The sequence below is a fragment of the Sorangium sp. So ce590 genome, from assembly GCF_051521365.1.
GTDB lineage: Bacteria > Myxococcota_A > Polyangia > Polyangiales > Polyangiaceae > Sorangium.
In genome coordinates, this window is sequence record NZ_CP150346.1 from 3739972 (window position 1) to 3764627 (window position 24656).

Consider the following 24656-nt stretch of genomic DNA (forward strand, 5'->3'; position numbering starts at 1 on the left):
GCGTGGCGCGGGACACGTAAGGCGTTTCAATCCGTTCGAAGGTCGGGGCCGAGGGTCGATAATCAATGGATCTTGCGCAGCGTCTCAATCATCTCGAGTCGGTTCATGACTGGCAAGGGCTCGTCGAGGAGCTCGAGAAGGGGATTGCGGCCGAAGGGGACGCGACCCGGAAGGCGGCATATCACCTGAAGCTCGGGCGGCTGCTCGAGGAGAAGTTCCTTCAGGCCGTCAAGGCGCTGAAGCACTTCCAGGACGCGTACAAGCTGAATCCAGCGCTGCTCGAGGCGCTGGAGTCGGCTCGTTCCATCTACTGGGACCTCGGCAAGACCAACATGGTCCAGAAGCTCCTGGAGCTCGAGCTGAGGAACGCCCCCGAAGGGACATCGGCCGCGGAGCTCCTCGTCGAGCTCGGCGACGTGCTCTGCGACGCGGGCGACTTCGAGCGAGCGACGGCGACGTACGCGCGCGCGCTCGGCGCCTCGGGCGGGACGAGCGAGGAGGCGCGCGCCTGCCTCGGCGACATGCAGGTCGATCAGTCGTCGTGGGCCGCGCACATGGCGGAGCTGGTCGACGCGGCCGACACCGGCGCGACCACGAGCGAGCGCAAGCGGCTGCTGCTGCGCGCGGCGCGCCTCGCGAAGCGCTTCGATCGCGGCCAGCTCGAGGGCCTGCTCCGGCGGGCGTACGAGACGGCGCCCTCCGACAAGCAAGCCGCGGCGATGTTCGAGGGGCTGCTCGCCGAGGAGGAGCGGCCGCAGGCGATCGTCGAGACGCAGCGTGGCATCCTCGAGTCGCGCGCCGGCGTGGCGCGCGGCGAGGCGGCGTTCAAGTTCGGCGTCCGCTGGGCCACGCGGCACCAGAACGTCGAGATCGGCTCGAAGCTCCTGGAGGAATCGCTCCGGTACGACCCCTCGAACGAGGCGGCGTTCGCCTACCTGCGCGAGCTCTGGGGGACGAAGGAAGGCAACTGGGAGCGCGTCGCGGCGCTGGCGGAGAGCGCTGCGAACCAGAACGGCAACTCCCCGTTCATGATCGCTCAGGCGGGCGGCATCGCCTGGCGGCAGCTCGGCAACCTCATCCGGGCAAGGAGCTGGTTCGAGCGGCTCTCGGCGGTCGCACCGACGCACCCGAGCGTCAGTGCGTTCGAGGCGCAGATCGGCGAACGTCTCACGGCCGCCGCGCCTGTTGCGACGCCTGCGCCGGTCGCCATCGCGCCGGTCGAGCGGGCGGCGGACGTCACGCCGCTCCCCGTGAGCACGCCGGCGCCCGTGAGCACGCCGGCGCCCGTGAGCGCGGCTGCGCCCGTGAGCGCGCAGGCTCCGGTCAGCGCGCAGGCTCCGGTCAGCGCGCAGGCTCCGGTCAGCGCGCAGGCTCCGGTCAGCGCGACTTCCCCCCTGAGCGGCAGGGCGAGCACGCCTGCGGACGTTCCGGTCGATGGCGCGTCGGACGACGACGGCAACGCGAGGTCCTCGGTCGTCAGCGCAGAGCCGGCGTCGCCGCGGCGCGCTCCCGCCGAGAGCAGGCCTGCCGATTCCGAGGTCGGCCGGCGGCCGACCGCGCCGCCGCCCCCGGCCGCCGAGGTCGCGGGCCGCGTCGAGGAGCTCAAGGCGAAGGCCCAGAAGCAGGAGCAGGCCAAGCGGTACAACGAGTACGTCAAGACGCTGATCGAGATCGCCGAGGCGGTCTCGGATCCCGCCGAGAAGATCGAGAACTACGCGAAGGCGGCGGAGCTCTACTCGGGCAAGTTCTCGAACGCGGCCGAGGCGGTGAAGTGCTACGAGGCGATCCTCGCGATCGACGGCGAGCACGCGCAGGCGATCGATTTCCTCCGCCAGAGCTACGAGAAGCGGCGCGACTGGGAGAAGCTCATCGGGCTGCTCCGCCGCGAGGCCGCCGCGCTCCCGGAGGGCGGCGAGCGCGCCGCGAAGTACCTCGAGATCGCGAAGCTCGCGTCGGAGCGGGTGAAGAAGGTCGACTTCTGCATCGAGCTCTGGGACGAGGTCCTCGCGAACGATCCGGAGAACCCGGAGGCGCTGAACGCGCTGGCGGGGCTCTACGAGAAGAACAAGGACTACCAGGCGTTCGCGCGGGTGCTTCAGAAGCAGGTCGACACGACCTTCGACAGCACCCAGAAGCTCGCGCTCCTCAGCAAGCTCGCGCAGCTCTACGGCGAGCGCCTCAAGGACGACGAGGCCGCGGTCAAGGCCTGGCAAGAGGTGATCGCGCTGAACCCCCAGGACCGCAAGGCGCAGGAGGCGCTCAAGAAGGCGTACCTCCAGCTCCAGCGCTGGGACGACCTCGAGGTGTTCTACGCCGAGAGCGGCAAGTGGGACGAGTTCATCCGCGTCCTCGAGTCGCAGGAGGCGAAGGAGACCGACGACGCGGCCAAGATCAGCCTGCTGCTCAAGATCGCCGAGCTCTGGATGGTCCAGAAGCAGAAGGCGGATCGCTCGGCGCGCGCCTACGAGAAGGTGCTCTCGATCGACGTCGCGCACCTCGCCGCGGCCGAGGCGCTGATCCCGATCTACACGCACGCGAACAACTCGAAGGGGCTCGCCGGCGCCATCGAGGTGAAGCTCTCGCACGACCAGGACGATGTCTCCCGGCTCGATCTCTACCGGCAGGTCGCGGCGCTCTACGAGACGCGCCTGAAGGAGCCGCAGAAGGCGTTCGAGCGCTATCTCTCGGCCTTCCAGATCGCGCCGCAGGACGAGCAGTGCATCGATGACGTCGAGCGGGCCGCGCGCTCCACCGAGGGCTGGGACGCCCTCATCGACGCCTACTCGACGGCGATCGCGCGCGGCGAGAGCGAGGGGGACATCGCGCTCGGGGTCGATCTCCGGCTCCGGCTCGGGCGCGTGCTGCTCGATGAGGTGAAGCGCATCGACGAGGCGCTCTCGCAGTTCCGCGCCGTGTACGAGGCGGACGGCGAGAATCAGGCCGCGATCAGCGCGCTGGAGCGGCTGTACCGCGAGACGGGCCGCTTCGGCGAGCTGCTCGGCATCTACGAGAAGAAGCTCGGCATCGTCACCGAGCCCGAGGAGCGCAAGCAGATCCTCTACGCCATCGCCGAGCTCTACGAGGGCGAGCTGCGCGACGCCGTGCAGGCGATCGCGACGTACCGCCAGGTGCTCGACGACGAGCCGACGGACCCGCAGGCGCTCGCGGCGCTCGACAAGCTCTACCGCGAGCAGCAGGACTGGGAGTCCTACGTCGACGTGCTCCGCAAGCGGATCGACTCCCCGCTCGACGAGGAGGCGCTCATCGACCTCAAGTTCCGGCTCGGGAGCACCCTCGAGAAGCACCTGAACGATGCGGCCGGAGCGCTCGAGAACTACAAGGAAATCCTGATCCTCGATCCGGGCAACGACGCGGCGCGCCTCGCGCTGGAGGCGCTGCTCACGAACGAGTCGCTGCGGGCCGAGGCGGCGGCCATCCTGCAGGAGATCTACGAGGGGCGCGGCGACTGGGAGAAGCTGATCCAGGCGCTCGAGATCCTCGCGGCGGCCGAGGGCGACACGGCGACGCGCGTCTCGCTGCTCCGGAAGGTGGCGCGGACGGCCGCCGAGAGCCTGAGCGATCTGAACCGCGCCTTCGACGCGCAGTCGCGGGCGCTCAAGGACGACCCGTCGCACGCCGAGACGCGGGCGGAGCTCGAGTCGCTCGCCGCCCAGGCGGGCGCCTGGGACCGGCTCGACGTCATCTTCAGCGAGATCGCCGATTCGCTGAGCGACACCCGGCTGAGCCGCGAGTACTGGATGCGGCTCGCGAGCACCCACGAGCGGCTCGGCAAGGTCGAGGAGGCGGCGAACGGCTACCTCCGCGTGCTCTCCATCGATCCCGCCGACTCGGAGTCGCTGGAGGCGATGGACGCGCTCTACCGGCGCACCGAGCGCTGGGGCGATCTCATCGGCGTCTACCGGCGCCGCATCGAGCTCGTGCACGAGCCCGCCGAGCGCGAGGGCCTCTACGCGCAGATGGCCGAGGTCTACGAGCAGCGCCTCGGGCAGCCGGAGGAGGCGATCGCCGCCTACCGCGAGGTCCTCTCCATCGACGACACGAGCCTTGTGGCGCTCTCGGCGCTCGACGGGCTCTTCAGCCGCCAGGGCATGTGGGAGGAGCTGGCGGACAACCTCGAGGCGCAGCTCAACATCGCCGCAGAGGAGGAGGCGCAGATCCGGCTGATGCTCCGGCTCGCCGCGCTGCGCGAGTCGCGGATGCGGCTCGTCGATTCGGCGATCGACATCTACCGGCAGGTGCTCGAGCGCGAGCCGACCAACGTCGAGGCGCTCGCGGCCCTCGAGCGCCTCGGCAAGCTCCCCGAGCACGAGGTCGCGATCGCGGAGATCCTCGAGCCGCTGTACCGCCAGTCGGGCGACTACCAGAAGCTCATCGGGGTGCACGAGGTGCAGGTGCGCCGCAGCGACGACGTGACCCGTCGCGTCGAGCTGCTCCACCAGATCGCCGTGCTCTACGAGGACGCGGGCGCCGATCTCAGCTCGGCCTTCGACACCTACGCGCGGGCGCTGAGCCAGGATCCGGCCTCGGAGTCGACGCAGGAGGGGCTCGATCGGCTCGCGCGCGCGACCGGTCGCTTCGCCGACCTGGCGCGCGTGTTCGAGACGCTGGCGGCGCAGCAGACCGACGCGGAGCTCGCGAGCACGCTCTACACGATGAGCGCGCGCATTTACGAGGGTGACCTCGGCGACATGGACAGCGCCGTCGGGCACTACCGGCGCGTGCTCGAGATCGATCTGCGCAACCTGCACGCGGCCGAGTCGCTCGAGCGGCTGTTCCGGACCTCGGAGCGGTACAACGAGCTGTCGCAGATCCTCCAGCAGAAGGCGGAGATCCTCGACGACCTGAGCGAGAAGAAGCTCGCCCTGTTCCAGGCCGCGAGCATCGAGGAGGAGGTGCTCGATCGGCACGACCAGGCGATCGCGGTCTACGGCAAGGTGCTCGATCTCGACGCCGAGGATCTGCGGGCGATCGACGCGCTGACCAAGCTCTACCTCAGCCTCTCGCGCTGGCAGGAGCTGCTCTCGGTCTACGCGAAGAAGGCCGATCTCGTCCTCGACTCGAACGAGAAGAAGCGCATCTACTACCAGATCGGCGCGGTGTACGAGCGCGAGCTCGGCAACGTCGCGAGCGCGATCGACACGTACCAGCGGGTGCTCGAGATCGATCCGGACGACCTGCAGGCGCTCGGGCGGCTCGACGTCCTCTACCAGACCTCGCAGAACTGGCTCGAGCTGCTCAGCGTGCTCCAGCACGAGGCGGAGATCACCGCGGACCCGGCCGAGGGCATCAGCTACCAGTACCGGATCGCGGAGCTCTACGAGAAGCACCTCGACGACGTCTCCCGGGCGATCGAGCTCTACCGCGATCTCCTCCAGCAGATGCCCGACCACGAGCCGACGCTCCGCGCGCTCGAGCAGATCAAGGACGGCAGCCGCGATCCGCTCGGCGCCGCGCTGGTGCTCGAGCCGATCTACGACGCGTCCGGCGAGTGGCAGAGGCTGATCAGCGTGCTCGAGGTCCGGGTCAGGGTGGCCGAGGACCCGTACGAGAAGGTGGATCTGCTCCACCGCGTCGCGCGCCTCTCGGAGGAGATGCTGAGCGACCACGTGACCGCCTTCGAGACGTACGCGCGGGCGGTGACGTTCGACATCGGCAACGAGGAGTCGCTCGCGAACCTCGAGCGGCTCGCGATGATGGTGAACCGCTGGCCCCAGGTCGCCGCGCTCTACGATACGGAGCTCGGCCGGCTCGACGAGGAGCCGTCGCGCTTCGTCGAGCTCGGGCTCCGGCTCGCGCAGATCTTCGAGACGCAGCTCGACGACATCGACAGCGCCGTCGCGCGCTACCGGCGCGTGCTCGACGTCGAGCCGGAGAACCAGACCGCGATCGCGTCGCTCGACCGCCTGTTCACGGCGACGGAGCGGTGGAGCGACCTCGTGACGATCCTCTCGCGCGAGTCGGAGGTCGCCCAGTCGCCCGACGAGATCCTCGAGTTCAAGTACCGGCTCGGCGTGGTCTACCAGACGCGGCTCAACGACCTGCCGGCGGCCATCGCGGCGTACCGCGAGGTGCTCACCGCAGCGCCCGAGCACTCGCCCACGCTCGAGGCCCTCGAGGGGCTCTTCGCGGCCGGGATCAAGCAGATCGAGATCGGCGCGATCCTGGAGCCGCTCTACCAGGCGGCGGCGGAGTGGGAGAAGCTCGGCGGGGTGCTCGAGGCGGAGCTCACCCACCTCACCCAGGAGCCGGATCGGCTGTCGATGTACTACCGGCTCGGCGAGCTCCAGGAGGAGCGCCTCATCTCGCCGGACGGGGCCCTCGCCGTCTTCATCCGGGCGCTGAAGGAGTACCCGGGCGACGAGAAGACGATCGAGGAGGTCGAGCGGCTCGCCGGCTCGGTCGACGGCGGCTGGGAGCTGCTCGCCAACGCCTACGCCGACGTGCTGGGCATCCACGCCGACAAGGACGTGCAGACCAGCATCGGCAAGCGGCTCGCGCGGGTCTTCGAGACCGACCTCAGCGACGTCGCCAAGGCCGAGGAGACGTACCGGTACGTGCTCGGCATCGAGCCGCTCGAGGCCGAGGCGCTCTCGAACCTCGACCGGATCTACACGCAGCTCGAGCAGTACCCGGAGCTCGCGAGCGTCCTCGAGCAGCGGGTGCGCGCGACCGAGGATCGCCCGGAGCTCGTCGACCTGTACCTCCGGCTCGGCCAGACGTACGAGGAGCGGCTCGGGCAGCTCGACGACGCCATCCGCGCCTTCCGGCGCATCTTCGACGAGCTCGAGACGACGAACGAGCAGGCGATCAGCGCCCTCGAGCGCATCTACACGACCAAGGGGGCCTGGACCCAGCTCAAGGTCGTGCTGGAGCGCGAGCTCGAGAACGCGATGGGCGACAGCCAGGAGGCCGACATCCGCGCCAAGATGGCGCACCTGCTCGCCGATCGGCTGAACGACGTCCAGGGCGCGGTCGAGACGTGGAAGCGCGTCCTCGACCTCCGCGGCGAGGATCCGGAGGCGCTCGGGGCCCTGTCCAACCTGTACGAGCGGGTCGGGCAGTGGGCCGAGCTCTGCGACGTGCTCGAGCGACACTACGACATCGCGCTCGACGACGAGTCGCGCGTCGCGGTGCTCCTCCGCCGCGCCAAGCTGTTCCACGAGCAGCTCGGCCGCGACGACTCCTCGCTCGACGACTACCAGCGCGTGCTCGACATCGACTACGCGAACCTCGAGGCGCTCTACGCCATCGCGGCGATCTGGCGGCTCCGCAACGAGCCCGAGCAGATCGTGACCTCGCTCCACCAGACGGTGGATCGGGCGAGGGACGTGCTGCCGGCCGAGAACGTGATCGCGCTCTACCGCGAGCTCGGGACGACCTACCAGCACGTCCTCGGGCAGGCGTACGACGCCATCGACGCCTGGAGGAAGCTGCTCGAGGTCGACCCGAAGGACTTCGAGGCGATGGCCGCCCTGGAGAACCTGCTCCGGGCCGAGGGGCGCTGGGTCGAGGTCATCGACGTGAAGATGGGCCGAGCGGCGGCCTACGAGTCGCCGGCGGACAAGGTACGCGAGTACCTCGAGGTGGCGCAGATCTGGGAGCACCAGGTCGAGGAGAAGGACCGGGGCACGCTCGCGTACGAGAAGGTCCTGGAGCTCGACCCGACGCACGACCAGGCCTTCGCGGCGCTCGAGGAGCTCCACGACGCGGCCCGGCGCAGCGAGCCGCTCATCGAGCTCTACCTCGCGCGGCTCGAGTCGCGCGAGGAGGTCCACGAGAAGACCGACATCCTCCGCAAGGTGGCCCGGGTCTTCGAGGAGCAGCTCGAGGACAGGCCCCAGGCCTTCGACGCGCTGCTCACGGCGTTCGAGATGGACTTCTCCGACATGGAGACGGTCCGGTACCTCGAGCGCATGGCGCAGGCGACGAACCGCTGGCCCGAGCTCGTGCAGACGGTGAACGGGTGGCTGCAGCAGCAGACGTCCCCGGTCCAGAAGATCACGCTCTGCCTGCGGCTCGCCAAGTGGTACTCGGAGGACCTCGGTCACCCCGAGTACGCCCAGCCGTACTACCAGCAGATCTACGCGTACGACCCGAACAACGTCGCTGTGCTGCGCCAGATGGCGAACTTCTTCAAGAAGACCGGCCAGTGGCAGCGGCAGGGCGAGATGCTGACGAACGCCCTCAACGTCGCGGTGATCGACGTCGACCGGAAGGAGATCCTGACCGAGCTCGGCGAGGTCCTCGAGAAGCACATGGGCGAGGTCGAGCAGGGGCTCAGCTTCTACAGGCGCGCCCTCGACGTCGATCCGCTGCACCTCGCGGCCCTCGAGGCGCTGGAGCGGATCTACACGGATCGCGACCAGTCGAACGATCTCGTCGACGTCCTGCTCCGCAAGGCGCGGGCCGTCAGCGAGCCCGACGTCGTCGCGTCCGTGAAGCTGCGCACCGCCGGCCTCTACGAGACCAAGCTCGGCCTGATCGACAAGGCAGGCGCGGTCTACCGCGAGGTGCTGGAGATCGACGCGTCGAACCTCCTCGCGATGCGGGGGCTCGAGCGCGTGTACACGACCACGCAGCAGTGGCCGGATCTCGTGCGCGTCCTCGAGATGCAGCTCGACGTGGTCACCACCGAGCGCGAGCGCATCGACGTGCTGATGAAGATCGCGACCCTCCAGGAGGAGCAGTTCCTGAAGCCCGATCTGTCGGCCGCGCGGCTCGAGCAGGTGGTCGAGATCGACCCGACGCACGAGCCCGCGCTCGAGGCCCTGGAGCGCTGCTATCGCCGGCTCCGGCAGTGGCACGATCTCATCAACACGTACGATCGGCACATCAACGCCGCGGAGGATCGCCAGAAGAAGATCGAGCTCTGGTCCCACACGGCGAAGGTCTACGCCGAGGAGATCGAGGACCTCGATCGCGCGATCGACGCCTACCTGAACATCGTCGAGATCCAGGACACGCACATCCCGTCCCTGGAGTCGCTGGCCAAGCTCTACGAGAAGCAGGACAACTCGGCGAAGGCCATCGAGTACATGACGCGCGTCGCGGACCTGACCGCCGACGGCAAGCAGCGCGTCGAGATGTACTTCCGGATCGGCCGGCAGCTCGACGAGAAGCTCGGCGAGCGGACGCTGGCGCAGGAGCGCTTCGAGATGGCGCTCGATCTCGATCCCACCCACGTGCCGTCCTTGGCGGCGCTGCGGGTGATCGCGATCGACGCGGCCGACTGGGATCGCGCGGCGCGCTACCTCGAGCAGGAGCAGATGAACACCGACGCGCCCCGCGCCAAGGCGCGGCTGCTCGTCGAGCTCGGCAAGCTCCGCGACGACATGCTCGGCGAGCACACGCTCGCGGTGCAGGCGTACGAGATGGCGCTCCAGAGCGACCCCGACAACGAGGACGCCGCGATGCCACTCCTCAACGAGTACGTCTCGACGGAGCGGTGGGCCCAGGCCGAGCCGCTCGCTGAGATGCTCGTCAGGAAGAGCGGCAAGCGCGACCGGTCAGAGCAGCACAGGCTGCAGCGGACCTTCGGCAGGGTCCTCGATCGGCTCGGCAAGGACGAGGCGGCGCTCAAGGCGTACACGGCCGCGCACAACCTCGATCTGACCGACCAGGAGACGATCCGTGGCCTCGCGGACGTGAGCTTCAAGCTCGGCGACTGGGCGAGCGCGCTGACGAACTACCAGAAGGTGCTCACGAGCCTCGACGAGGTCGAGACCGAGGAGCGCGCCACCGTCTACTACAAGCTCGGCTGCATCAAGCAGGCGCAGGGGCAGTCGAAGCAGGCGGTCAACAACTTCGAGAAGGCGCTCGGGGCCGACCCCGCGCACCGGCCGACGCTCGAGGCGATGGTCTCCGTCTACGACGCGCTCAAGGACTACAAGCAGGTCTGCCACTACAAGCGGCTGATCCTCGACAACATCATGGACGGCCTCGAGCGGTTCAAGATGTTGAACGAGATCGGGGACATCTGGGTCGAGAAGGAGAACAACACCTCGAAGGGCGTGGAGGCCCTGGAGGAGGCGCTCGATCTCGAGCCGCAGAACCACGTCCTGCTCCACAAGCTGCTCCAGCTCTACCAGCGCACGGGGCAGTGGGAGCAGATGGTCGACTGCCTCCAGCGGATCGCGGAGCTCGAGACGCAGCCGGATCGCAAGAGCCGCTACCTCTACACGATGGCGCAGATCTACCGCGACAAGCTGGAGGACCCGGCGCGCGCGGTGGAGCTGTTCAACGACACGCTGGACCTGAACCCGCACTCCCTCGAGGCCTTCGAGCGCATCAACAAGATCCTCACGGCGCAGAAGGAGTGGAAGCAGCTCGAGCGGGCGTACCGCAAGATGCTGCACCGGGTCGCCGGCAAGGGGAACACGGACCTCGAGTACAGCCTCTGGCACGCGCTCGGGCTCATCTACCGCGACCGGCTCGGCGACCGGACGGCCGCGGTCGAGACGTTCCGCATGGCGTCGCGGCTCAAGCCCGAGGACGCGACCGAGCACCTGATCCTGGCGGAGCTCTACGAGCAGTCGGAGCAGTTCGATCTGGCGACCGGCGAGTTCCAGGCGATGGTCAAGATCGACCCGATGAAGATCGACCCGTACAAGCGGCTCTACCGCCTGTACGTGGACGGCAAGCGCTACGACCAGGCCTGGTGCGTCGCGGCGGCGCTCGCGTTCCTCCGCAAGGCCGATCCGGACGAGCAGCAGTACTTCGAGGACTACCGCCCGCAGGGGCTGATCGCGGCGAAGAGCCGGCTCGACAACGAGCAGTGGATCAGGAACCTGTTCCACGAGGAGGAGAACCTCTACGTCGGCAAGATCTTCGAGATGATCGCGGGGGCCGCGCTCAGGGCGAAGATCGAGACGCTGAAGCAGAGGAGGGAGCTGCCGGTCCTCGATCAGCGGTTCCTGCAGGATCCGGCGACCTCGACGGTGACGTTCGCCCGGACCTTCGGCTGGGCGGCCAACGTCCTCGGCCTCCCGGCGCCGCGGCTCTACGTGCGGAGCGACGTGCCCGGCGCGCTCGTCGCGGTGGCGAACGAGCAGCCGGCGTCCGTCGCGGGGCAGACCGTCCTGACAGGGTTCTCGCCGCAGGACCTCACGTTCATCGTGGGCAAGCACCTCGCGATGTACCGTGGCGAGCACTACATCAAGACGCTGTTCCCGACGGTCACCGAGCTGACGGTGCTCCTCTTCGCCGGGATCAAGCTCGTCGCGCCCGACACGCAGGTGCCGCAGGACATCGAGAAGCAGATCATGGCCACCGCGCAGACGCTCCGCGGCTTCATGCAGCCGATGCAGCTCGAGGGGCTCCGCATGGTGGTCAAGAAGTTCCTCGCGGAGGGTGCGAAGGCGAACATCAAGCGGTGGGTCCAGTGCGTCGACATCACCGCGGCGCGCACCGGCCTGCTCCTCTCGGGCGATCTCGAGATCGCGAAGAAGATCATCGCCGCCGAGCCGCAGCAGCCCGGGGATCTCCCGCCCCAGGACAAGCTCAAGGAGCTGATCATCTTCTCGACCAGCGATCAGTATTTCGCGCTGCGTCAGGCGCTCGGCATCGCCATCGGCGAGGGGTGAGCGCGCGCGACTGCGGGTCCTAAGTAGCTGAATTTACTTCATAATCGGAGATCTGGGGCCGGGAGCCGTCCGCTTCCGGCCCCAGATCTCGCCGGCGTCCTCGGGAGGCACATCTCCATGAGTCTGCTTGACGAGTCAGCAATCCTTACGAACGATCGGGTGCTGTGACCTCGTCATCGATGATCGTCCGGCTCCCCGTGCAGTCCGCGAGAGGCTTCGGGAGATACAGGCTGATCGCAAAGCTGGGGCAGGGAGGGATGGCCGAGGTCTTCCTCGCTGCGCATCGCGGCCCGCTCGGTTTCGAGAAGCTGGTCGTGATCAAGCGGCTCAGGCCGGGCATCGCGACCGAGCCCGAGGTCAACGCGATGTTCCTCGACGAGGCGAGGCTCGCGGCGCGGCTGAACCACCCGAACGTCGTGCAGACGTACGAGTGCGGTCAGATCGACGACCAGTACTACATCGTGATGGAGTACCTGGAGGGGCACTCGCTCGATCGGATCTGCCGGAAGATCGACCCCTCACGTCATCGCGCGGTCTACCTGGCGATCCTCTCGGACGCGCTCGCCGGGCTGCACTACGCGCACGACCTCATGGACTTCAACGGGCAGCCGCTCCATGTGGTCCACCGCGACATCAGCCCGCACAACATCTTCGTCACCTACGACGGGCAGGCGAAGGTCGTCGACTTCGGCATCGCCAAGTGGGCGACGCGCGACGCGGACACGAGCACCGGCGTCGTGAAGGGGAAGATCCGGTACATGGCGCCGGAGCAGGCCCTCGCGACGATGGTGGACCGCCGCGCCGACGTCTTCTCGATGGGCCTCATCTTCTGGGAGCTCGTCGTGGGCGAGCGCTTCTGGGGAGATCTCTCCGACGTGCAGATCCTCCAGCGGCTCACGTTCGGCGAGATCCCGCAGCTGCGCGAGCGGTGGCCCGCGGCGCCCGAAGCGCTCGAGCGGATCTGCTCGCGCGCCCTCGCGATGGCGCCCGACGACCGGTACGCGACGGCGGCCCTGATGCGCGAGGACGTCGAGGCCTACCTCGCGACGATGGGCCGGCGCCCCTCGTCGGCCGAGATCGGCCGCCTCATCGGCGAGACGTTCGCGAACCGCCGGGCCGAGGTGCGGTCCGCGATCAGCGACCAGCTCGGGCGGCTCCACGCGGTCGCGGGCGAGGGCGCGGAGGAGTTCGAGGTCCTGCCGGTGCTCGAGGAGCGCGCCGCGGTGCCGTGGTCCCAGCGCATGCCGATGTCGCAGATGTCGCAGCAGTTCTCCGCGCCGGTGGCGGACCCGATGCTGGGCGACGACAGCTCGCGCGAGGACAGCATCTCGGACCGCCAGACGATCCCGACGATCATGGTCGCCAACGCCAGGTCGACCCGGCGCAAGGCGCTGTGGAGCGCGGGGATCGCCGTGCTCTCGGTGCTGCTGATCGGCGGCGCCTGGGCGGTCATCTCGATGTTTCCCTGGACGTCGTCGGAGCCGGATCCTCTTCCGGCCGACACGTCCGGCCCCGGGCCGACGCCCACCTTCACTCCGCCCGTCGTCGCCAATCTCATCGAGCTCCGGATCATCGCCACGCCGCTCGACGCGAAGATCTACCTCGATGATGTCGAGCTCCCCAGCAACCCGTTCTTCGCGCGCTTCAGCCGGGATGGCACCGGACACCGCATCCGGGTCGCGGCCGACGGGTACACCCCGGAGGCGCGCTTCGTGGTGTTCACGCGTGACGAGGTGCTGACCATCAACCTCCGCCCGGTGCAGTCGACGTCCCCCAAGCAGGGCGGCGGCGCCGCGCCCCGGAAGTGACGGGCGGGGCCGCCGGCTCGCCGTAGCCGCCGGGGGGCGGCGAGGGCTGCCGCGAAGCGGACGCCGGGGTTGGGGCGGAGCCCCGAGGAAACGACACCAGGGCCGCCCGGGCGAAGCCGCCGCGGAGCGGCGCAGACGTCCGGCCAACCCTGGCCGGACGTCTGGCGGGCGGAGCTAGAGCTTGCCGCTCATCATCGCCTCGAGCGGCGGCGGTACGCAGCCGTAGGCCTCGGCGGCCGCGAGCAGCGCCGAGTTCTGCGGCAGGTTGAGCAGGAACGAGCTCGCGTAGGGCGTCCCCTCCAGGCCCTTCAGCCGGCGCAGGAGCGGCGGCATCGCGCGCTCCATCGCGTCCCGCGCGCCCTCCAGGTCGCCCATGTCCACGCAGGCGTCGTGGAGCGCGAGGTAGATGGGCGCCTCGTTGAGCAGGCTCGGCGCGCCCGCCTCGACCAGCGCCGCCGCCTCGCGCGCGATCTCGCGGGCCTGCTCGGCGTTGCCGAAGCGGCGCTCCGCCTCGGCGCAGAACCCGAGCGCCACGGGGAGGACGTCGCGGTTCTCCGTGACGCGGTAGGCCTCCGTCGCCTTCTTCAGCAGCGAGCGCGCCCGCGCGAGGCCCGACGAATCGAAGCGCAGGAGCTCGCAGCCCCGGTAGAACAGGATGCCGAGCGTCACCCGGTCGCGCACGACCCAGATGCTCCCCGCGGCCTCGTCCGCGCTCGCGCGCGGCTCCGCGAGCGCGGCGTCGAGCTGCGGCTCGGGGCCGAACGTCGCCGCCCAGCAGAGCAGGATCATCTGCCCGTGCCGCGCCGCCCCGGAGCTGCCGATCGCCTGCGCCCTCGCGATGCCCCCCTCGATCTCCTGGAGCGCCTCCGCCCGCGCGCCGATGGTCGTGAGCGCGAAGCCGACGTTCATCGTCAGCATCGCCTCGCGCTCCTGGAGCCCCGCGCGGCGCGCCGCCCGCGCCGCGTTCCGGCGCGCCTCCAGCGCCGCGGCGGGCTCGCCGCGCGTCTGGTGGGCGACCGCGCGCGTCTGCCAGGCGTCGACCGCCGCCCAGACGAGGCCCCGCCGCGCCGCGAGGTCGAGCAGGTGCGCGGCCTCCTGCTCCGCCATCGCGAGCTGCCCGGCGAACGCGTGGACGTGCGCCAGCGTGGCCGAGCACTGCGCCTCCTCCTCGACCCGATCGATCGACCGAGCGCGGTCGCGCAGCGCCGTCAGGCGCCCCTCCAGGTCCATCCCGGAGCCGCAAGCGTGGTCGTAGCGGGCCCGCGCGGTGAGCGTGCGCAGCTCGCTCGCCTCGTCGTGGACGTTCTCCCACATCGCCCGGATCGCCGAGTCGCGCTCGGGCGAGCGCGCGTCGAGCCGCGAGTACGCCTCCTCGAGCAGGACCGCGCGCGAGAACCCGGTCGGCTTGTCGGGGGAGAACACGAGCGCGCGATCGGCCATGGTGACCGCGTCCCGGAGCGAGTTCGTCGCCAGGGCGCGCCGCGCGGCGGCCTCCCAGCGGATCGCGGCCTCCTCGTGCTCGCCGCCGAGGTCGAAGTGCTGCGCCACCGTCGCGCTGTCCTCGCCGTGCCGGTCGAGCCAGCGCGCCGCGGCGGCGTGCAGCTTCTGGCGGAGCTCGTCGCCGACCGAGGCGTACGCGACGTCGCGGACGAGCGCGTGCTTGAACAGGAACTCGCGCGCGGCCGGGACGCGCGACGCGGGCTGCTCGACGATGAGCTCCGCGGCGATGAGCTTCTTCAGCGCGATCTCGGGCTCGACCACGCCGACCTCGGCGAGGCCCACGTCCCAGACGGACAGGCCGAAGACGCTCATGCGCACCACCGCCTCGCGCGTGGGCTCGTCGAGCGCGTCGAGGCTCACCTGGATGGCCGCCTCGATGGTCGGCGCCGTGGCCGCGTCCTTGCCGGAGGCGATGACCCGCGCGAGCTCCTCGGCGAAGAGCGGCGAGCCGGCCGCCTGCTGCGCGACCCGGTCGAGCGTCGCGTCGTCGACGGGCCGCGCGGCCGCGGCGGCGCTGAAGACGGCGCGCGCGATCTCGCGCGTGGCCCGGCGCGCGATGGGGCGCAGCTCCACGCGCACGTGGTCGCGGCCGGTGAAGCGCTGGCCCTGGTCGCGCCAGAACGCCGGGCGCACCATGAGCATGACGAAGAGCGCCCGGCCCGCCGCCCGCCCGAGGAGGTGATCGAGCCACGCGACGCTCTCCGGGTCGGCCCACTGCACGTCCTCGACGAGCAGCGCGCACGGCTCGATCGAGGCCGCGCCGACGGCGATGTCGGTCATCGAGAGGTACAGCGCGTCGCGCGCGCCGCGCAGGTCGACCCCGTCGGGGAACGGCTGGTTCGCGAGGAGGCGCGCGAGGAGCCCGCCGTCGCCGTGGGGCATGCGCCGCGCGCGCACCGCGTCGTCGGCCTGCTCCAGCGACGCGCCCTTCGGCAGCCCCGTGAGGACGCGCAGCGCGTCGGTGGCCACGCCGAGCGCCTGCGCCCGGCCGAACGACTCGCAGCGCAGCTGGACGAGCCGGGGCGGATCCGGCCGGTCCGCGATGCGCGCGGCGAACTCGCGCGCGAGCCGGCTCTTGCCGATGCCCGGCGGCCCCGAGATGCTCACCACGACCGGCGTCCGCTCCTCCACGCAACGGTCGAACGCGGCGACGGTGGTGAGGAGCTCGGCGTCCCGCCCCACGAAGGGCGTCTGCGCGTCGGGCCGCTTCGGCGCGCGCGAGAGCACCCGCACGGCGCCGCTGTCCTGGATCTCGCCCAGGAAGCGCCCGCGGGACAGCTCCACCGTGGTCGCGTCCGCGAGGACCCGGCCGAGGCCCGCCTCGCGCGCGAGCGCGACCGCGCGGTCGACGACCTCGCCGGCCGATCGCGTCCGGTCGACGCGCATGCGGCCGGAGGCGACGCCGACGCGGCCGCCGCGGTCGCCGAGCGCGAGCCCGAGCTCCAGGGCCCGCGACGCCTCGTCGCCGTGGGCCTGCCGCACGCCGAGGTGGGCGGCGATCGAGTCGGCGCCGAGCGGCAGCGCGTCGGCCCCGCGGCGCCGCAGCGCCTCGAGCTCGCGCTGTCGCTCCTCGCCGGTGGCCACGTGCAGCGCCACGATGGTGGTCACGAGCCGCGTGCCCATCACGCCCGGCGGGTTGTCGCTCACGCGCAGCGGGGAAGGGGTGGGCAGGTGCGGCTCGCGGACGAGCGCCGCGAGCTTCTCCGCCACCTCGCGCGCAGAGCTCGGCCGGAGCTGCCGGTCGGCGAGCAGCAGCGCGTGGATCAGCTCGTCGAGCGCCGGGACCACGTCGAGCAGGAACTCCGACAGCCGCGGCGCGGGCGTGGTCGCCAGGCGCACGAGGGTCGCCATCGAGGTCGGCCCCATGTGCGGCGGCCGGCCGGCGACCAGCTCGAACAGCGTCGCGCCGAGCGAGTAGAGATCGCTGCGCGCGTCCACCGTCGCGTCGCCGCGCGCCTGCTCCGGCGAGATGTAGGCCGGCGTGCCGACGAGGCCGCCCGCGTCGGTCGTGAGCACGAGCTCCTTCGACGCCGCCACCCCGAAGTCGACGAGCTTGACCCGGATCTCGGCGTCCGGCGGTCCGCGCAAGAGGAGGATGTTCGACGGCTTGATGTCGCGGTGGACGACGCCCGCGTCGTGCGCGGCCGCGAGCGCGCTCGCCACCTGGCGCCCGACCTCGATCCCGTCGCGGAGCGAGAGCGGGGAGCGCCGCTGGCGCGACGCCAGGTCCTCCCCGTCGAGCCACTCCATCGCGATGAACGTCGCCCCCTCCTCGATCCGCCGCCCCTCCCCGTCCGTCGTGCTCGAATCCAGCGTCCCGAACGCCACGACCCGCACGATCCCTGGATGATCGAGCTCCGAGAGGATCTGTCCCTCGCGGGAGAGCCGGGCCTGGCTCTCGGCGTCGACGCCGAGCGCGGTGATCAGCTTCAGCGCGACGTACCGCTCGGTCTGCACGTCGAACGCGCGGTGGACGGTGCCAATCCCGCCGCGGCCGACCTCGCGCTCGATGTGGAATCGGCCTGCGATGAGCGGCCTTGCGGACTCGATGCGCGCGGTGTTCATGCGCTGGCCAACGTGATGCGTGGGATGGGCGCCGGGGGCGCCCGGCGCGGCGGGGAGGCGATCTCATGGCGCCGGGGCGGGTGGGCCTGCGGTGTTCCGACAAGGCGCATTGGCCAAGGAGACTACGCTGTCGTCCATGGTAGTTCCAGCGTCGCGGTCGCGCTGCGCGCGGTTCCGCGGCCGCGCCGTGCGCCGTACGCGACCGCCCGAGCCGTTCGCCGCGTCGCGCTCTCGCGTCGCCGCGCCGCGCCGCGCTTGACGGATCCGAATGCGCTTCTTACGGTCTGCGGCTCTGCGCTAACGTCGGGAGCCAATCGATGCTCGATCGCGTCGCCGTTCACCAGACCCGGCTGCGCACGCCCGGCCTCGGGCTGGATGCCAAGGGCGTCGCGCTCGGGGCCAAGGGGCTCGTCCTCCTGCCGTCGATCGATCGGCTCGTCGCCTTCCTGGCGCTCTACACGCGGCAGGGCTCGCTCGGCGACATCATCCGCTCGCTCGTCGTCGAGATCGTGCGATCGAAGCTGGGCGCCCGGGAGGTCACCCTCGTGTTCGCCGCGGAGAGCAGCGACCGGCTCGACCGCGTCGCCGAGATCGCGCGGCTCGCCGGCGGCTACTGCTTCACCGGGACGAGCCGGCACTTCGTCCAGTACCGCGACGCCGCCGCGCCGTTCGGGTACGACATCCCGCAGATCCTGCCCAGCGACGCGGCGCTCTCGCTCTACCACAACGCCTTTTCGCAGACCTACGAGGTCGAGCGGCGCCTCGACGTGCGCGGGCTGCTGCTCCGGCTCGAGCCGCACCTCGATCCGGCCGCCGGACGCGAGCCTGGGCCCCGCTGGCTCCTCGCGGAGTCGGGGCTCGGCCCTGCGCTGATCCGCTACCTGTCCCGGAGCAGCGTCGAGGCCGAGGTGGGCCTGTGCGAGTGGCCGCCGGAGTCGAGCTTCGACGACGCCCCGGTCCTCCGGTACCTCTTCCGTGTACCGGCCATCCCCGGCCGGATGGTCCCGCTGCTCACGAGCACGCCGGGCCTCGGGTACTTCGTCCCGGTCGCGCCGGGCGCCGCGGTGGAGGTCGGGTTCCGGCATCCGGTCAACCTCCGCGCCTGCCCGGTGTTCAGCGAGGCGGGCCTCGTGCTCTTCCGCGGCAAGGGCCGCGAGGCGCTGGAGATCGCGAAGCTGCCGGCGATGGGGGACGTCTCGGCGTTCGCCCGGGTCGAGCTCAGCCGCGAGCCCGCGGTGGCGCGGGCGACGCCGGAGGGCGACGCCCTGCGCCCGGCGTCGGTGGTGCTGTCGCTCCGCCTCGTCCCGAGCTCCGAGCCGTGGCGGACGGTCACCGCCTCGTGGATCCGGCCGGAGGAGATGCAGCTGTTGCGGCACGTCGCCTACGCGCTCGGCCCCGAGACCCTGCGCCGCGCCCGCATCGCCTTCACCGCCGCCGGCGCCTTTCTCCGTCACCCGACCGGCATCGAGGGGATCCCGGTCGGCGAGTTCTTCCGGGAGGTCCACCCGGGCCTCTACATCCCCGCCGGCTACGACGCGGTCCCCGCGGTCGCGCCCAGCGTGCTGTTCCGCGCGATGGGCGCCCCCGCCGGGCAGGCGCTGTTCATCGGGCGCGACGGTCGGGCGATCGGCGTGCCCGAGGAGGCGTTCGTCTCCCTGGAGACGGCGCTCCTCGAGGCGCAGCAGTGGTCGCCGGTGGCCGCGCGGTCCGCGGGCCTCACGGCCGCGCTGGCGACCGAGCTGCCCGAGGTCGTCCTCGGCGGCGTCGGCATCCGGCCTCTGCGCGACCTCGCCCCGCCCGACGGGAGCGCCGAGCCGAGGGCGCTCCCGCCGGGCACCGGTCGGACACCTCAATGACGGAGCCCGAAGCGATCGCCGAGCGCCTCTCCGAGCTCCAGGCGAACGTGCTCGCCCCGCTCGTCCTCGGCGGCCCTCTCCATCCGGTGCGCCCCTTCGGCGTCCGGCTCGCGCTCCTCGTCGGCGACGGCGCGCCGGCGCTCGATCGCGACCTCGGCTCGCGCGTCGATCTGGTACGCGTCCGCGTCGCCCGCCTCGTCGCTCCGGTCGACGTGCTCCCGGAGCTCACCTCCGCCGACTGGGCGCTGCTGGCCGCGCTGAACGATCTGCTCCAGCTCACGAACCACGAGCTCGCCGGCGTCCTGACGCGGAGCCGCTACCCCCGCCTGCTCGCGAGCGTGCGCGATCTCTGCGAGCTCGTGCCCGCGCCGGCGGACGTCGCGACAGCGCTCTCGCGGCACGCGACGTTCGCGCGCGTGCTCGACTGTTTTCGCACGGACGCGCTCGTCGCCTGGTGGACGGGCCGCGCGAGCTTTCGCGGCCAGCGCCCGCCCGCGCGGCTGCTCCGGTGGCGGCAGCTGCGCAACGTCGAGGTCGAGACCCGCCGCGTCGGCCTGGCCGACATGGGCCATGACATCCCGGGGCTCGCCCCGCCGGACTTCACCGACGCGGTCGCCCTCTGGATGACGCGCACGCCGCTCACGGATCTCGCGACCGCCACCCGGAAGAGCCCGCCGTTCGCGTGGTCGTCCTCGACGCTCGCGATCGTCGCGACCCCCCCTGGCCGGAGCCTCGCGTACCGCGTCCTCCTGCGCCAGCCCCACGACCTCGCCGTCGCGGCGCTCGCCCGCGCCGCCAGGGAGGTCCCGCCGCGGTTCGGTCAGGCCCTGGCGATCGCCGAGTCGTTCGCGAGCGAGGTCGCCGCCGGGATCAAGCTGCTCGACGAGCGCTCCGGGGCCGCGTGAGCCGCGTCCGCCGCGCGCCTCCGTCGCCGCGCGCCTCCATCGCGCGCCGCGCGGTTTTGATCGGTTCGACCGGGGCGTGATACGCTCGGGCCCCCTCTTCACGAGCCTCGCCTGGAGCGACGATCCGTTTGAACCGGCAAGACGCTGAGCCCTCCGAGAACCGGCTTTCTTTTCCCTGGCGCTCCTTCCGCCGCGGCCTCTTCCGGGAGGCGGTCGGGCGCGCGCGGCGCCCGTGGGCACGCATCGCCGGTGCTGCGCTGGCGCTGGCGCTGGCGGTGAGCCCGGGCGTCGCGTTCGCCCAGGCGGCGGCGCTGCTCGACGAGGGCAAGGCGCTGATGAAGAAGGGCAAGCTCGCGGAGGCGTGCCCCAAGATCGAGGAGAGCTACCGGCTGAGCCCGCGATCGGCCACGCTCCTCGCGCTCGCCACCTGCCACGAGAAGCAGGGCAAGCTCGCGACCGCCTGGTCCGAGTACATCGATCTCGGCGCCGCGGCCCGCAAGGAGGGCAACAAGCGCCTCGAGGCCGACGCCAAGGCGCGGGGAGCGAGGCTCGAGCCGCGGCTCCCGCGGCTCACGGTGAATGTGTCGCGGCCTGCCGCCGTCGAGGGGCTCGAGGTGACGCTCGATGGGGCGCCGCTCGACAGCTCGATCTGGGGCCAGGCCCGGCCGATCGACCCCGGTGCGCACAAGGTGAGCGCGAGCGCCCCCGGCAGAAAGACGTGGGAGGGCTCGGTCTCGATCAAGCGGGGCGAACGGAAGGCCGTGGCGGTTCCGGCGCTGGCCAAGGACGGCTCGGCGGCGCCAGAGCCCGCGCAGGCGGAGGCGGCGCCCGCGAGGGAGGCGGCAGCGCCGGCGGCCGCGGCGCCGGAGAAGGGCGCGGCCGGGCCAGGGAAGGGCGCGCCAGCGCCGGGGCCAGGAAAGGGCACCGCGGGGACCGGGAAGGGCGCGGCGGCCGGGGCAGGGAAGGGCGCGGCGGCCGGGGCAGGGAAGGGCGCGGCGGCCGGGGCAGGGAAGGGCGCGGCGGCCGGGGCAGGGAAGGGCGCGGCGGCGCCGGAGCAGGCCGCTGCGGACCCGGAGGCGTCCGCGCAGCCCGAGGCGCCTCCCTCGGCCGAGGCGCCGGAGTCGACCCAGGGCCCCTCGCCGGGACATTCCGGGAGCTTCGTGCTCGAGGTCGGCGCGGCCGGCGGCCCGCTGGTCGGGCTGATGGACTCCGGCAGCTTCGGCGATCTGAGCGCCTATTCGTACAGCTACAACATCCCGGAGGGGGAGCTCATCGCGCCCTGCAACGACGACGTCTGCCACGCCAGCTTCGACCCGGCATTCGGGCCGTTCGCCGGTGGTCAGGCCTTCGTCGGGGTCGCGCTCTCCGAGCAGCTGCACCTCGGCGCCCGGGCGCTCGGCGGCTACCGGTTCGGCGGCGGCTACCTGCTCGTCGGCGGCCCGTCCGCCTCGATGCGCTTCGGGCGTCTCTGGCTCGGCCTCACGGGGCTCGTCGGCATGGTGGGGCAGGAAGCGAAGGTCACCGGCGTGAAGGGGGAGATCCCCTCCGAGTTCGTCGACCTCAACTACGGCCGGAGCGAGGTCGACGTGACCGCGCGCGAGGGCAGCCTCCCCGAGACCGCGCTCGTCGAGACGCTCGCGTTCGGCGGCAGCGTCGAGGTGTCGCTCGTGCTCGCGGATCTGCCGAGCTCGAGCTGGACGTCGGGGGCGCTCCTGCTGAGCGCCTGGCCGACGTTCATCAAGGGGCTCGACGGCTTCGTGATCGCCGCGCCGGTGGGCCTCGGTTACCGCTTCTATTGAGCGGCGCCGCACGCCGGCGGGCGTCCCCCCACGCGGCGCTGCACGCCGGCGGGCGTCCCCCCACGCGGCGCTGCACGCCGGCGGGCGTCCCCCCACGCGGCGCTGCACGCCGGCGGGCGTCCCCCCACGCGGACCGCGACCACCAGCCGCTCGGCTATCCCGCCTTCTCCGCGCGCCGCCGCCGGGCGCGCCGCGGCTCGCTCCGGGCGCCGTCGCCGTGGGTGGACGGCTCGGGCTGCGGCGCGAACCCGATCGCCGCGAGCTCCTTCTCGCCGATCACGTCGCCCTTGGCCACGAGCGCCGCGCGGAGGAGGACGGCGCCCATCTCGGCGTCGTTGCCGGGCCACGGATGGTCGAGCACGGCCTGCAGCGCGCGCAGATCGAGGCCGAACGGCCGGCCCCGCAGCCGGACGCCGATGCGCGCGAGGTGGTCCAGCGAGAGCGCCCGGAGGTCCTCGCCGCGCGACGACAGCGAGGGCAGCGCGACCGCCCGGTCGCCGAGCCGGTCGGCGAGCCGCTCGCTCATCTGGCCGGTCGCCACCAGCGCGTCGACCGTCTGAGGCACCGCCACGACGAGCTTCACGTCGTCCGGCAGCGCCGCGCCGAGGTAGCTCTGCACCTCGGCCGGCAACGCCTGGGCGTCGAGGACGAGCAGCGTCCCCCCCTTCGCCGCCTCGATCGGCGAGCTGTCCGGATCGCGCCACAGGGCGAGCGCGGGCGGCGTCTCCTCGGAGCCCGAGGACCCGGCGCCGCCCGCGCGCTCCGAGGAGGCGCCCCGCGCCTGCGCGAACGCCTGCGCGAACCCCTCGGGGACAGGCGCCGCGCCGTCGACGATCGCCAGCGGGCCGCCCGCCCGCGCCGACGACAGGTGGACGACGGCGCCCCACGCCACCGCGTCGATCCCGGGCGCCGTCAGCAGCGTGACCGGGCCGCCCGCCGCGCCGAGCCGCTCCAGCTGCTCGATCGCCGCGCGCGCAGCGGGGCTGTAGGCCGCGGCCCGCGCCGGCCGCGCGAGCAGCGCCGCGATCGCGCGGAACCGCCCCGCGCCCTGCGTCACGGCGCGCGTGAGCCGCCTCACTTCGCCCGCGCGCGCCTCGGCCTCGCGGCGGGCGGCGACCTCACGGCCGCGCGACCCCGACAGCATCGCCGACACAGCGATCACCGCGCCGAGCCGGTCGGCGACCGCGCGCAGGCCGCTCACCTCCTCCAGCGTCATCGGCGACGCGCGCCGGCCCCGCGGGATCGCGAGCGCCCCGATGGGCCCCTCCGCGTCGTTCACCAGGGCGACCACGCCGATGTCGCGCTCGGCAAGCCAGGCGAGCAGCGGGCGCACCTCCGGACGCCGGACCTCGACCGCCTCGGCCGCCTCGACGCGCAGGACGCGCTCCGGCTCGATCTGAGCGAGCTCGATGAGGCGCGGCGGCACCTCCGCAGGCGCGGTGTGCGCGTAACCCGCGCGATCGACGGTCACCCGCTCGGGCGGCGAGAGCAGGTACAGCGCCGGCGGAGCCTGCCCGGCGGTGCCCGCGTCGGACGCGTCGCGCAGGGCGGCGAGCGCCGTCTCCAGCGCCGCCTCCGGCTCCGGGTTCATGGCCGCGCGCGTCGCGGCGTCGAAGGCGCCGAGCCAGCGCGCCCCCTCCGGCGCGAACCGGCGCGCGAGCGCCGGCGCGGCGAGCCCCGCGAGGGCGCAGAGCGCGCACGCGCCGAACACGGCGACGCCGACGGAGGACGGCGGCGCGCCGCGGAGCCCGAGATCGCCGCGCGGCGCCTCGTGCACCGCGTAGACCGCGAGGAGCGCCGGCGGGGTCGCGAGCGTCGCGATCGCGAGCGTGCGACGGAGCGCGCGCGAGACCTGCGCGGCGTCCGCGGCCACCGTGCAGAACGCGACGCAGACCGCCGCGACGGCGCTCGTGACGGGCAGGATCGACTCGGGCGGCGCGACGCCGACGAAGGCCGCCGCGAGGCCGACAGCCAGCGCGGTCGCCGAGAGCAGCAGCGCGGCCTCGACCCGGTCGGCGACGCCGAGCTCGATCCGCCGCGCGATGCGGACGCGCGCGATCGCCACGAGCATCACCGTGAGCGAGCCGAGCGACGCCGCGGACGTCGCGTAGGGCACGAGCAGCGGATCGAGGTCCGCCGCGCGCTCGGGCGCCATCGCCGAGACGGCGGGCAGGGCGACCGCGACGGTCCAGAAGAGCGAGGCGAACGCCGCGGCGTCGAGGCGCCGCGTGCTGGGCGGCGGCTCGAGCAGGCCGCCGAGGCCCGCGATGCGCGCGAGCCCGACCAGGGCGGCCATCGCCGCGGCCGCGGCGCCGAGGTTGCCGAGCGCGATCAGCGCGAGCCCGGTGGGGCCGCTCCGCGCGGCGGCGAGCATCGCGGCGCCGGTGAGGCAGACGGCGGCGGCGCTGCGGGCGGCCGGCTCGATCCGGTCCTCGCCGCGCGGCGGCCGCTCGACCCACCGGAAGCCGAGCGCGAGCAGCGCCGGCAGCCCGAGCAGGGCGAGCCACGCGGGCCCGTGGCCGCCGGACGCCCGGAGCGCGGCGAAGGCCGTGTAGGCGACGGCCGCCGCGGCGATCCAGAACGAGCGCCGGCGCAGCATTGCGGCGAGCGTAGCGTCTGG

7 protein-coding genes are annotated in these 24656 nt (G+C 72.2%); 5 read left to right on the forward strand and 2 right to left on the reverse strand.

Annotation, left to right across the window (positions count from 1 at the left end; translation table 11 throughout):
- Positions 1 to 65 precede the first annotated feature (65 nt).
- Positions 66 to 11603, forward strand: a complete 11538-nt coding sequence (locus WMF28_RS14230; protein ID WP_437602759.1) for a tetratricopeptide repeat protein — start codon at positions 66 to 68, stop codon at positions 11601 to 11603.
- Positions 11604 to 11800: 197 nt separating this feature from the next.
- Entirely contained in the window at positions 11801 to 13411 is a 1611-nt protein-coding gene (locus WMF28_RS14235; protein WP_437602760.1) for a protein kinase domain-containing protein, read from the forward strand.
- 174 nt (positions 13412 to 13585) lie between these two features.
- Here WMF28_RS14235 and WMF28_RS14240 read toward each other — a convergent pair whose 3' ends face one another.
- Entirely contained in the window at positions 13586 to 17476 is a 3891-nt protein-coding gene (locus WMF28_RS14240) for a serine/threonine-protein kinase (RefSeq protein WP_437602761.1), read from the reverse strand.
- A gap of 317 nt (positions 17477 to 17793) precedes the next feature.
- Between WMF28_RS14240 and WMF28_RS14245 the strand changes: the two genes are divergently transcribed.
- The 3 genes from WMF28_RS14245 (at position 17794) to WMF28_RS14255 (ending at position 22036) form a co-directional block, all read left to right on the forward strand.
- The gene (locus WMF28_RS14245; RefSeq protein ID WP_437602762.1) at positions 17794 to 19332 is read left to right on the forward strand and encodes a hypothetical protein; all 1539 of its coding nucleotides are present in this window, start codon (positions 17794 to 17796) and stop codon (positions 19330 to 19332) included.
- A complete protein-coding gene (locus WMF28_RS14250; protein WP_437602763.1) occupies positions 19329 to 20237 on the forward strand; it encodes a hypothetical protein in 909 nt (302 codons plus the stop codon). The genes WMF28_RS14245 and WMF28_RS14250 overlap by 4 nt, the downstream gene beginning before the upstream one ends.
- Before the next feature lie 128 nt (positions 20238 to 20365).
- Positions 20366 to 22036 carry a hypothetical protein gene (locus tag WMF28_RS14255; protein ID WP_437602764.1) on the forward strand — a complete coding sequence of 557 codons (1671 nt, stop codon included), beginning with the start codon at positions 20366 to 20368 and terminating at the stop codon, positions 22034 to 22036.
- A 154-nt stretch (positions 22037 to 22190) separates the two neighbouring features.
- On the opposite strand, the gene WMF28_RS14260 is transcribed toward WMF28_RS14255, so the two are convergent.
- Entirely contained in the window at positions 22191 to 24635 is a 2445-nt protein-coding gene (locus WMF28_RS14260) for a hypothetical protein (RefSeq protein ID WP_437602765.1), read from the reverse strand.
- Positions 24636 to 24656: the final 21 nt, after the last annotated feature.